The 12,814-nt window shown below is 26.2% G+C and carries 11 protein-coding genes; 6 read left to right on the top strand and 5 right to left on the bottom strand.

Features of this window, described 5'->3' with window-relative positions:
• Position 1: 1 nt before the first annotated feature.
• The 5 genes from CQA44_RS13235 to tssJ form a co-directional block, all read right to left on the bottom strand.
• Positions 2-1,405, bottom strand: coding sequence for a hypothetical protein (locus CQA44_RS13235; protein WP_258864950.1), 1,404 nt, complete (start codon positions 1,403-1,405; stop codon positions 2-4).
• A gap of 8 nt (positions 1,406-1,413) precedes the next feature.
• Entirely contained in the window at positions 1,414-2,997 is a 1,584-nt protein-coding gene (locus tag CQA44_RS07780; RefSeq protein WP_115546699.1) for an Mbeg1-like protein, read from the bottom strand.
• 510 nt (positions 2,998-3,507) lie between these two features.
• The gene (gene icmH, locus CQA44_RS07790) at positions 3,508-4,278 is read right to left on the bottom strand and encodes a type IVB secretion system protein IcmH/DotU (RefSeq protein ID WP_408941382.1); all 771 of its coding nucleotides are present in this window, start codon (positions 4,276-4,278) and stop codon (positions 3,508-3,510) included.
• Between the two features lie 5 nt (positions 4,279-4,283).
• On the bottom strand, positions 4,284-5,681 hold the full coding sequence (gene tssK, locus CQA44_RS07795) for a type VI secretion system baseplate subunit TssK (RefSeq protein ID WP_115546701.1): 1,398 nt from the start codon (positions 5,679-5,681) through the stop codon (positions 4,284-4,286).
• 9 nt (positions 5,682-5,690) lie between these two features.
• Complete coding sequence (gene tssJ, locus CQA44_RS07800) at positions 5,691-6,137, bottom strand: type VI secretion system lipoprotein TssJ (protein ID WP_115546702.1); 447 nt, start codon at positions 6,135-6,137, stop codon at positions 5,691-5,693.
• A 122-nt stretch (positions 6,138-6,259) separates the two neighbouring features.
• On the opposite strand from tssJ, the gene CQA44_RS07805 reads away from it, so the two are divergent.
• The 6 genes from CQA44_RS07805 (at position 6,260) to tssG (ending at position 12,536) form a co-directional block, all read left to right on the top strand.
• Entirely contained in the window at positions 6,260-7,507 is a 1,248-nt protein-coding gene (locus CQA44_RS07805; RefSeq protein ID WP_115546703.1) for a type VI secretion system domain-containing protein, read from the top strand.
• 72 nt (positions 7,508-7,579) lie between these two features.
• Entirely contained in the window at positions 7,580-8,065 is a 486-nt protein-coding gene (gene tssB / locus CQA44_RS07810) for a type VI secretion system contractile sheath small subunit (protein WP_115546704.1), read from the top strand.
• A 1-nt stretch (position 8,066) separates the two neighbouring features.
• The gene (gene tssC / locus CQA44_RS07815; RefSeq protein ID WP_115546705.1) at positions 8,067-9,521 is read left to right on the top strand and encodes a type VI secretion system contractile sheath large subunit; all 1,455 of its coding nucleotides are present in this window, start codon (positions 8,067-8,069) and stop codon (positions 9,519-9,521) included.
• Positions 9,522-9,523: 2 nt separating this feature from the next.
• Positions 9,524-9,916, top strand: a complete 393-nt coding sequence (gene tssE, locus CQA44_RS07820; RefSeq protein ID WP_115546706.1) for a type VI secretion system baseplate subunit TssE — start codon at positions 9,524-9,526, stop codon at positions 9,914-9,916.
• Positions 9,913-11,637 carry a type VI secretion system baseplate subunit TssF gene (tssF, locus tag CQA44_RS07825; RefSeq protein ID WP_115546707.1) on the top strand — a complete coding sequence of 575 codons (1,725 nt, stop codon included), beginning with the start codon at positions 9,913-9,915 and terminating at the stop codon, positions 11,635-11,637. The genes tssE and tssF overlap by 4 nt, the downstream gene beginning before the upstream one ends.
• Complete coding sequence (tssG, locus tag CQA44_RS07830) at positions 11,634-12,536, top strand: type VI secretion system baseplate subunit TssG (RefSeq protein ID WP_115546708.1); 903 nt, start codon at positions 11,634-11,636, stop codon at positions 12,534-12,536. The genes tssF and tssG overlap by 4 nt, the downstream gene beginning before the upstream one ends.
• Positions 12,537-12,814: the final 278 nt, after the last annotated feature.

Here is a 12,814-nt window from a genome sequence, read left to right on the forward strand (position 1 = left end):
TTTATCTTATGCAAAAAATTGAAGTTTGTGTTAATTTTTCATATAAATTTTCATTAAAAATGATTTTTATACGCTTAGCTTCACATGGTGCTAAATAGATTTCGATACTTTTGCTTGTTTTATCATCATAGATATTAATTCTATCTAAAATTTTAAATTTTCCCACTCCATAATCTTTATTGTTTTGATAAGCTTCATTATCTTTATAATATTTTTTTAAAACTTTTGGGATATTTTTTGGAATGATAAAAATATAAAATTTTGTATGATTTTGCAGTGTAATATCCATAAATTTATAAAGATTTTCTTTGGTAATATAATCTTGCAATAAGTTTTTAACAAGCTCTTGAGATTTCAAAAATTCATCAAGTTCTTTAGCCTTGCTAATTTCGAGTTCATATTCTTTTATACCATCATCATTTGAATTTAATTCCTCATCTAAAATTTTCATAGAATAAATAGGTATAAAATCTTTTTGCTCATAGTCAATTTTATAATCAATATAAAAAATAGGTTTTTCATATCCTAAACTACTTTCCTTACTCTTACCTCCTAAGTCCTCCTTAGGATCAAAGCTATAATCGAATTTAAACTTAGTAGGAGTAAAGCTTACTTTTAGAGGAAAGCCTTTGTCTGTGGTGCAAGTGCTAATGAGTTCTTGTAAGATTACAAATTCATTATTGACTTTCTTTTGAGATAAGGCTCCTTTTATATCAACTACCTTAGTGCAAGGAGTATTTATACCTGCTGTAGTATTAGGACAAGCTACTATACTAGAGTTTAATAAATCACTCTCTAGCATAATAGGAATACCATCACTTTTAAAGAATTTTCCTTTATTTGACTTAAGTATAACTTTACCTCCATGGATACATTCTAGGTTTTGATTTTCTAAAAGGACATGAAGTTTAACAATGCTTTGTTTTTTATCTACTTGTGTGTTTTCTTGAGTTTTAAGAGTGTTTAAGATTAAGTTTTTGTATTCTAAGCTTTGCTTGCTTAAGCATTCTAATTTGATATTTAAAGAATTTTCTAATATAGAATAATTAAGCAAACTAAGCTCATCATTTTTATAAAAGATGCTAAGTCTTCCTTTACCACTACTTTCATCTTTAGGAGAAAAATAATAACTGGGTATGTCTTGTTTGATGGTATTATCTTTATCTAATTCTCCAAAATAAAAAGGATTATTAGAAAGTTCGGTTGAACCTGTAAGGAGAGTGGAGTTTAGGAAGATATAGGCTTGGTAGGATTTTAATTCTTCAAAAGAAAAATTTGCTGTTGCCTCAAGTTTAAAAAGCTCTTCATAAATGCTTTGACAATCGATTATGCTTTTATTTTCACAAAGTAAATAAATACTTTTTTTATCTTTGTGGATAGAATATAAAAAGTCTCTACCTACCATAATTTCCCCTAAATTATGCCTATTTTAGCTTTTCCGCTAAAATATAAAGCTTGAGATATTTTACAAACTCCACCTAAATATTGTTCATCCCAAATTTGATCTTTTATTTTATAAATTTTTGAATTATATCCATATATTTTTGCTATATTGCTAATATTTTCAAGACATTTTATATCTTGATAAACTACAATAAAAACTCTAAAATCTCCAATAGCGATTTTATAAGCTAAATTTTCCTGATTATTAATAAAAGAGCAATCTTTTCTGTATTTGTTAAAATCACTTTGATTGAGAATTAAAATGTATTTTTCTTTTTCTTGCACTTTTAAAATAAAATCTATGATTTTTGTTTGATTAATTACAGGGGCATTATAACTTGTATAATAATCTTCAACTTCTTGAAAAATACCATTTGTTTCTTGCACTATAGTTGCTATTAACGAAAGAAAACATTCAAAATGATTGATTTTTTTAGGATGATTTCTAAAAAATCCAAAATGTCCATTTTTATTGCCAAAATTTTTTCTATTGATAGTATTATTTTTTAATACAAAAGTTTGTGTATATATTTCAATATTTTTCATAAAATGATTTAAATTTTCTAAACCTTCTTTTAAAGAATTGTTTTTTATTACTTTAGCTTCATTTTCTTTAAGTTCTAAAAGATAAGAATAAAAATAAAGAGTATATACAAGAGGTTTTATAGAGTGTTCATTTTTTCCTGTGTATATGCCTAGGGCATTGTTTGCACCATATTGAGCTGAAGCTATGATTTTTACTCCGCCATTATCATAAATATGGGTAATTTTTTCTGAAATATCTATAGTATATTTTCCTAAAATATCGCGTAAAATTTTTATAGTATTTAGATTTATAATCACATTAGGGAAATTCCATCCATGAACACTAGGAGCATTAAAAGTATAAACTTCATTAGGACTAAGGGATAATCTATCTTTATATTTATTATCACAATATATTAAAGCCATTTGAGCTAAATATCCACCCAATGAATGTCCTACAAATATAATGTTTTTATTTTCATTTTTGACTATTTTATCCACTTGTTCTAAAAATTCTAAAAGAGGGGGAGATTGGAGGTTGCTATTAAGGGATAGGGCTAGGTCTTGCATTACATCTATATTTACCAAATTTTCAGTCCCTCTAAATCCTACTATAAACTTATCTTTTTGCATATCATAAAACAAAGTAGCACTAAAACCACTTAAAGTGTTAGGCTGGTGGAATTTAATCTCATATCTTTGAGAGAAATTTCTAGCTTGTAATTCTCCAAATTCTCCGTTGAGTTTATCATAATTTGTTTTTTCATCAAGGAAATTTAACATTCTTGATTGCCAAGTATCATCTTTTTTTAAATTAATCAATACTTCTTGATCTTTGTATTTTTGACTTATAATATGTTCTAAATTTATTTTTACTTCTCTATAGTCTCTAGAAGAATTTTTATCTTGAATTTTTTCTTGATTAGAATCTAGTTCGAATATATTTCTAGTATTTAAAAAATCAAAATAAAAATAACTAGCCCAGGCAAGTTCTGCATAGTCTTTGAGATTATTGATTTGAATTTTCATTTTTATTTCTTTTAATTAAATAAATTGTTGCAAATATTATAATATGTATTGCAATAGTAATTAAGCATAGCTGAAAATTAACATTATTTCTATTGATCAATAATAGCAACAAATAGCAACAAATAGCAACAAATAGCAACAAATAGCAACAAATAGCAACAAATACATTTTTTGCTTTTCTTGCTTTGTTATAAATCAAATAATAAAAATAAGGTAACAATGGAAAAAGATATAATATAATAATAAAAAAGAACATTTCAGTAAAAGTTGTATCATATGCCATAGAATAACCTAAAATAGCTCCAAATCCCCAAATTATAATCCAAATAATATATAGACTTTTTAGTATTTTCACACCGCCTTCCTTTTGTTAAAATTTTAATTATTATTAAAAAATTAAAATAAAAATAACTAGCCCAGGCAAGTTCTGCATAGTCTTTGAGATTATTGATTTAAGTTTTCGTTTAAGCACCAACAAACTTGATCTAACAAATTATTATAAATAAAATTTTATTCTATATGTGTTAAATTTTTTATCAATACAGATATATTATTATCCATTTTAATATTATTAGTTTCTAAATTAAAAATTGTATAACCAAAGACTCCCAATATAATTAATATTGGCACAATAATAATTATTTTTTTAAAATATAATCTTATAAATTTCTGCCAAACATTCTCTTTTAAGCCGATCTTATACGCTTTATTAAAAGCTAACTCCTCTTCTACTTCATAAACCGGCCTTAACGATGCAGCAATATTATCACAAAAATGAATTATTTTTTCATCTCTATCTTTAGCCTCATTATATTTTCCTTTGTATCCAAGAATCAAGCAAACATAAACAAATTCTAAAAAATCTTTAAATTTAAAAGGATTGTTGATCCACGAAGATGCAATATCATAAAAATTATTGCCACCCAAAGTTTCATCAAATAATCTAACTGTTAAAGTATTGTGAGCCCAAAAATCGATAAAAAGTTCATTTTTCATTAAACTTTCATCTATAAAAATACAAAGACAATATTTGAATTTAATAATTTCTTTTTCATCATATTCTTTACACATACTTAACTTTGAAGTTATATCTAAAATTTTATTAATCAATGTTTCTCTAAGTTGATTAATATTATTTGTGTCTATAGAAGTTATCTTTGAAAGTCTATAGGAAAGCAAAAGTAATTCTAAAGAATAATCAACGATTTTATTATTTTTTAAACCATCAAAATTTGAATCAAGAAGTAAGCTTAATGCCTTTTTTCCCTCATTATTAATCATTTCACTCATTGAAATACCGCCCACATTATGATATCAGGATTTTTTATATTATTGGTTAAATAAATACTGATAACATTTTCATTTTTAAAATCCTTAAATAACGGGTCTCTTTTATCTATTTTATAATAAACATAACCGTTTAAATAAGGAATGCTAGATGGAACATTAGGTACTTGATCTACATTTAAACCTCCAAGCTGAGTTGCGACTATATTTTTAATTTTACTTTGAGTATGTATTTTACTTTGAGTTTTAAAATTACTAAGTAAATACTCTATAGTTGAATCTGCACGAACTGCAAAATAAATTTCAGCATCTTCTAAAATACCTGGATTATCAAAAATAAAATCATAAAAGCCATTGCCATTAATGCTAGTTTTAGCTATAAAGTATTTAGGGCTTGTGATTTTAGAAAACAATAATCTTAAATTATTCATCATATTTAAAAAGGTGCCATAAAGATTATCATGTTTATATGGAATAAAATCTAAAAAAGATTCTTCATTGCTAAAAGCCGCAAGTTCTCCTTGAAATTCTAAAAATTTTTCATATAAAAATTCAGGATGCATTTTATCTTTTTTTGATAGATGTGAAAATATCAAATACCATTTTTTTAAAAGATTAAGAGATAAAAAAGTACTAAAATCTAATGTATTTTTTGTTTGATCTATGCCTTTAAAAATATTGGATAAAACCTTTTTATGCTGATTGATTGAAAAAATAATTTCTTCCAAAAAAGATCTTATGGTAGGTATTTTACTGGTATTTAAGCAAGTAGGTATAAAATCATTTTCCAACTCTATTTTTTTATTAATATCAATATTTTTAATTTTGGCAATTGGCAATTCAAGTTCATCCGGAGTCGAATTGCCTAAAATACCAAGCTTTAATCTTAAACTTGCAAGAAGCAAGTCTTTTTTTTCTTGCGTAAAAGTTAAATTTTCAAGCTCGTATTCATCTTCAATTTTATCCATTGCATTGGATTTTGAATCATCATAATTTCTTAAAGCAATACTATTTCTAAGACATATATACTTTGAATTTGGAAAAGTGTTTCTCAAAGACAAATCAGCAATATCGGTAACTCCGATTGGAATTTTCAATACCACAACAGAATCAATCAAAGATTCATAATTAATTTCGATAGGCTCTGGTAACAAATCTTGCTCTGGTGCATTAAAAATGCTTCCATCTTGTGCAATACCTGAAATTTTAGAAAGTGCAATTTTTCCCTGTAATAACATTTCTTGAGAAAATTCTAAGTCGATTATACCATATAGATTGCTATATATATTTATAGTTTTAAGATCAATATTTCTGTTGAAAAATCTTTCTTGTTGCTCAAAATGAGTTTGTCCTATATTAAGTCCATCAAACCAAGCAACTTTTAATTTATTTGCCATATATAATTCCTACTCAATTCTTTTAATACCTTTTTTAGATATTTCAAATTTCAAATACTTACTACTTCCAAATCCATTTGCATCTTTAGTTTTTGCCCATACTTTTGTTACTTTGTTTGTATTATTTGCAAACAAAACAAGAACTCCAACATAAGGAACTTCTCCGCTATCTACTTTAATTGCGATAATGTTATCTTTAGGCGCAATTTGTGTTTTAATAGAATCAAGTTTATCTTTTCCTAATACACCATCTTCTCTAGTCGTTAAATCTATATCACTTGCTTCTTCAAATTTTTTAATATCTTTAAGCTGATATACAATAGCTGTTACAGGAACATCATCATTTCTTTTATTAAGATTAGAATTTTCTTTATTGTTGATTTTGATGCTGACTACGCTTGAGCAAGCACAGAAAAGCAAAGGCAATAAAAGAAATAAGCTTTTTTTATAGAACATTAAATTAAATCCTTTCTGATTGAATATAGTTTTCAACTAATTCTAAAGTAAATTTTTAAAAAATTAACATAATATTTTTTAAAAATTAATTACAATGGAATAAATTTTTTAAAGGAATTATAATGCCTTTTTGCGATCAATCAAAAAATAATTTAGACGAACTACAAGAATTTCAACTACTTGAAGATGAAATGTCAAAATATAAAACTTTAAATCATGAAAATATTTCTTGGGATAAAGTTTATCAATATTCCCAATTTATATTAATGCAACATTCTTTAGAATTTAAAACCTGTAATTATTTTCTTTTATCGTGTTTTAATTTAAATAATCAAGAATGTTTTGAAAAACTTTTATTCCTTTTTCAACATTTAAAAAAACTTATGGATGAGAATAATGATTATATACTAACTCAAAAACGAAAAATTCAAAATTTAATTCAAAATTTTATTCAGGAATATAATAAAACAGAAGTGCTTATATCTCCCGAAATTACCAAGCAATTTATTGCTTTATTTTCAGAATTTGAAGCTTTACTATCCTGTAATTTTGCAAAAATTGAAATTGCTCAAACTTCAACACAACTTCCAAAATCACCAGTAACCCAAGTATCTGTAAATATTAAAAGTGATAATATTAATTCTCTCAATGAAAGAGAATATAAAATTTTTTATCAAAAACTTGCATTTGAACTTCTGGAAGAGGATGAAAATAATCTTAACATCTATGCTTTATTTACCCAAGCAATGTGGGGAAAAATTAAGTGTTTGCCCGAATGCAATAATGAAAAAATTACTAAAATAAGAAAACCTGATGCAGATATAATCCGTATATTGCTTTCTGATAAAAAAAATGATATAGAACATATTAAATGTTTTATGCAAGAACTTATTTTAAATCCTTTTTGGATAGAAGGTATACAACTCTTTTGTCATTTTTTAGAAAAAAAGAAAAAAAATAAACAACTAGATATTCTTATGATATTAACGAGTAATTTTATTTCTAAATTTGAAACCATTGAACTTCTACGTTTTCAAAATGGTGATTTTATTTGCAAAGAAGAGGTTTATAAATATTTTATTAAAGCAAAAGAACATAAAAAAAGTTTATTTTCAATTAAAAAAACTAATAAGGAGCAAACATCACAAGATTTTGAGCAAATGTTGATGAATATTGATAAAGAAAATTTTAATAATTCTATTATGAATAATATCAACTCCTTATTAGAAATGGCAAAAATTTTTGAATCAAAAGGAATGAAAAAAAACTCAAAAATTCTAAATATATATTTAGTGGAATTGATGGAAAAAACTTTATTAAAGGACTATCTAGCCGAAGAATATGAAAACGCAAAAAATAAAATTAAATAATACAAGATTAAATTTAGCAAATTTTAATATAATAGCTAAATTTAAAAAATTATCATTATTAAGGATTTAACAATGTCAGATGGATCTCATGCCCCAAAAGAACGTATCAATATTACATACAAAGCCAAAACTAATGGACAAAGTGAAGACGTAGAATTACCATTAAAATTAATGGTAATGGCAAATTTAAAAGGAAAAAATGAAACCCCTTTAGAAGAAAGAGAAATTTTACAGATTAACAAAATCAATTTCGATCAAGTGATGAGAAAACTCGATATAACAACGAGTTTTAGCGTAAAAAACACTCTTGATACAGGAACTGAAGAGCTTGATGTTAAACTTAATATTGCCAGTATGAAAGATTTTTCACCAGATAATTTAGCTAAACAAATACCTGAATTAAATAAGTTATTGCAGTTAAGAGAAGCATTAATGGCGTTAAAAGGACCTATGGGTAATATCCCTGATTTTAGAAAAGCTGTTTTAGAAGCATTAAAAAATGAAAAAACAAAAGAGAAATTACTTTTAGAAATTAAACAAGAAGAGCAAGGAAATTAAAATGGCAAATACTAAAATAGTCGATACTCCAATTATTGAACAAATTATGGAGAAAAGTAAATACTCTAAAACTGATGAAAGTTACAGTATTGCTAAAAGAGGTGTTGCTGAATTTATTTCAGAGATTGTAAAAAGCGATAATGCTGAAGAAAAAATCAATAAATTTGCACTTGATGAAATGATAGCTCATATTGATCATTTGCTCTCAAAACAAATGGATGAAGTTTTACATAATGAAGAATTTCAAAAACTTGAATCTACTTGGCGTGGACTTAGATTTTTGGTTGAAAGAACTGATTTTAATGAAAATATAAAAATTAACCTATTTGATATAACAAAAGAAGAAGCTTTAGAGGATTTTGAAAATAATCCAGATATAACACAAAGTGTTGTCTATAAAAATATATATTCTTCAGAATATGGACAATTTGGAGGAGAACCTGTAGGGGCGATCATTGGAGATTATCAACTTGGATCAGCAAGTCCTGATATGACTTTTTTAAATAAAATGGCCAGTATTGCGGCTATGAGTCACTCTCCTTTTTTAACTTCTTTTGGTCCAAAGTTTTTTGGACTTGATGATTATTCTGAACTTGCAAATATTCAAGATTTACAAGGCTTGTTAGAAGGACCGCAATATACAAGATGGAGAACTTTTAGAGAAAATGAAGATTCTAAATATACAGGCTTACTAGTGACAAGATTTTTAGCAAGAAGCCCTTATGATCCTGAAGAAAATCCTATTAAAAGTTTCAATTACAAAGAAAATGTTCATGCTTCACATAACCATTTATTATGGGCTAATTCTTCATATACTTTTTGCACAAGATTAACAGAAAGCTTTGCTAAGTATAGATGGTGTGGAAATATTATAGGACCAAAAAGCGGAGGGACTGTTAAGGATCTACCTACTTATCTTTATGAAAATTTTGGAACTATGCAATCAAAAATACCTACAGAAGTTTTAATTACAGATAGGAGAGAATATGAACTTGCCGAAGCAGGTTTTATAACTTTAACACTAAGAAGAGATAGCAATAATGCAGCATTTTTTTCAGCAAATTCTCCATTAAAACCAAAAATATTTCCAAATACACCAGAAGGTAAAGAAGCTGAAACAAATTATAGACTAGGAACTCAACTTCCGTATATCTTTCTAATCTCAAGATTAGCACATTATCTAAAAGTTTTACAACGAGAAGAAATAGGAAGCTGGAAAGAAAGAAGTGATATTGAAAATGGACTTAATGAATGGATTAGACAATATATTTCTGATCAAGAAAATCCACCTTCTGAAGTAAGAAGTCGTCGTCCATTTAGAGCTGCACAAGTTAAAGTTGATGATATACCAGGAGAACCAGGATGGTATAAAATAGGATTAAGCGTTAGACCACATTTTAAATATATGGGTGGTAATTTTGAGCTTTCTTTAGTAGGGAAACTAGATAAAGAATAATAATGTCTTTATTGGATAAACTGATTCACAATCTAGATGAGCAAAATACATACATTCCTTTTTATCAAAATGATTTTGAGGATGTGAAGAACAATATAAAGGTTTTGCTCAACTCTAAGATTAATGACTGCTATACCGCAAAAGATTTGGGGATGCCAAATATGGCTGACATCAATCTTAGCTCTAGTGAATTATGTATATCAATGGCTAAGGAAATAAGAAAATTAATTGATAATTATGAAAAAAGAATACGAGTTGTTTCTATTACTTACGATAATAGTTTAAGTCCTTGGCAGCTCTCTTTTATTGCAAAATGTTTTTTCCAAGATGATCGTTTTAAAGAATTCAGCATAGAAATTATCTTTAAAAATAATAGATATTGTGAGGTTAAATGAAAGATAATATTTTTTATTATCAAAAAGAACTTGAGTATTTATATGAAACAAGAGAACATTTTATAAAAAATTACCCAAAGCTAACTCCATTTTTAGCATACGATAGCAAAGATCCTGATATAGAAAGAATTATTGAGAATTTGGCTATCCTTAGTTCTAAAATTCATCAAGAGCTTGACGAAAATATCCCACATATTGCAGAATCTCTAATCAATATCATTTCCCCAAACTATACAAACCCCCTGCCTTCTTTATGTATGCAAGAATTTAAACTTGAACAAAATAATAAAGAAAATAAACTTACCATTCCTAAGGGAACCGTTGTTAAATCAAAACCTATAGATAAATGTATTTGCGAATTTAAAACCGTTTATGATGTCTATCTTTACCCTATTTCTATAAATGAAGTTTTCGTATCAAGCAAAAACCAGGACTATACTTTTAATTTAAAATTACAAGTAGATAAAGCAGAAACAAAAATAAGCAATTTGGGCTTAGAAAAAATTAATTTATATTTAGGCAACGATACTTATATGTCTACTACTTTATTATTGTATATACACTCTTATTTGAAAGAATTAAAAATTCAATGTTTGGACACTGGTGAAGAATTTTTTCTTAACACTTACAATATTGAAAAAATGGGATTGAATCCAGATGAAAGTAGTTTATCTTACAATGATTTAGGCTTTGAGGCCTTTTCTTTATTAAGGGAATATTTTTTTATGCCTCATAAATTTAATTTTCTAAGAATTAATGGCTTAGATGTTTTAAATAATTGTCAAGGAAGAACAATTAATATTGAATTTAAATTCTCTAAGCCTTTTCCAACAAATTGCATATTTAGAAAAGAATTACTTTCTTTAGGCATGACACCCATTATCAATATCTTTGCAAAAAGTGCAGAACCTCTTATAAATAACCATAAAAAAGATAGCTATCGAATTTTCATTGATAGAAGCCAACCTAAAGCCTATGAAATCATACAAACATTACAAGTTAGGGCGCATAATAGCGAAGGAGGTAAGAGATTACTAAAAAACTATAAAAGTTTTGAACGTTTTGAATTTTTAAAAGACAATCAAAAAGATTTTTATAGCATAAACACTAAAAAGAATTCTAAAGGAGAAGTATTTAGTAAAATTTCCTTTTTTTCTTCTTCTTACTTAATGGATGAGACTATAAGTATTGATCTTTTATGCTCCAATGGAGATTTACCTTCAAAATTAAAAATAGGTGATATTAATACTTGCAATCTAAAAAGTGTCGATACCAAAAATGTGGAAATTCCAAGCGAAGCAAGAAGATGTAGTGTTGATGGCAATTTATTGTGGAAACTTATTTCCGTTTTATCTTTTTCATATCAAACCATATTAAGCAGAAAAGCTTTTTTTGGCGTATTAGAAAGCTATAGTTTTTTAGATAATCAATCAAATTGGAAATCTTATGAACTTTTACAAGAATCTATAGTTGATATTCAAAGTAAAAGCACTTATTTAATCGATGAAAATATTACAAAAAAAGGGACATTAGCTATTTTTAGCATTAAGGATTCTAAGTTTTATACTTTAGGCGAAGTGTATTTATTGGGATTAGTTATATCTAAATTTTTAGCATCTTTTGCTAGTATTAATTCCTTTTGTGAATTAAAGATAAAATGCCTCGATTCAAAAGAAGTTTTGCATTATCCTGCTTCCTTTGGAAAAAAAGCTTTAATATGAATGATCTAACTTCATATAGTTTTTTTAAACTTATAAGAAAATTAGAAAAAGATTATGGAAAAAAAAATATATTTTTAAGAACCAATAAAAGCCTAAAACATCCAAACAAAGATCTAGAAAAAATTATCTTTTCAGATCAATCATTTATAGAATTATTTGTAAATTTTATGGGATTGCATGGGGTGTCTTCGCAACTTCCTTCATTTATGCTAGATAAACTATCTAGAAATGAAGATGGGGAACAAGGCTGGACTTTATTTTTTGATTTTTTTAATCACTATTTACTTTGGATATTCTTCGATGTAATTGGCTTAAAAAATTATCCAAGATCTTTTAATGACAATTTCAAAGACTCTATCTCTCAAATTTTATTTAATATATTAGGAATTAAAGAATGCGATATTGCAAACAAATATTTGCCTTTTGCACCTTTATTATTAAGCTTAAGGCGTCCAAAAACACATATTGAAAGAGTTTTGCAAATTAATTTCAAACTAAAAGACAAATTATCAATCATTGAAAATTTACCCCACCAAATTTTAATTTCAGATGCTCAAAGAAATAAATTAGGCGTAAAAAATCATACTCTAGGAAGTAATTTTATATTAGGTGATAAATTTATTTCTTATCAAAACAAAATAGCAATTTATATAAAAGATCTTTCATATCAAGAAGCAGTTAAATTTATGCCCAATGGAACTAAACATAATGATTTGAAAAATAGCATAATGTTTTTAACAAATAATGAATTTTGTGTTGACTTATACCTTAAAATCAATTATTTTTCAGAAATGAAATTTATCTTAGGGGATGAAAATACTGCCAAGCTTGGCTGGGCAAAAATTTTAGGAAACACTCAAAAAAAATACACCATAGTATATATGAAACTATACGAATAAATAAACTTTTAATCCATATCATAAAATATAACAGAATTTACCCTAGCTATGCTAGAATATTTCCTAACAAATATAAATAAAAATTTAATCATAACAGTAAAATTTATAAGGTTTGTATTTTTGATAAATCTTATAAATTTTACTGTTATTAAGGAGAAAAAAATGCCCCAAATTCCTTTATGAGTCTTGATATTTCTAATCCTGCTTCAAATCCCCTACCCTTTAAAATCACTAAAGCCATCATCAAAGAAAGTTTTGAAGAACTTTTTTCTATAGAA

It is taken from the genome of Helicobacter sp. MIT 14-3879 (genome assembly GCF_003364125.1).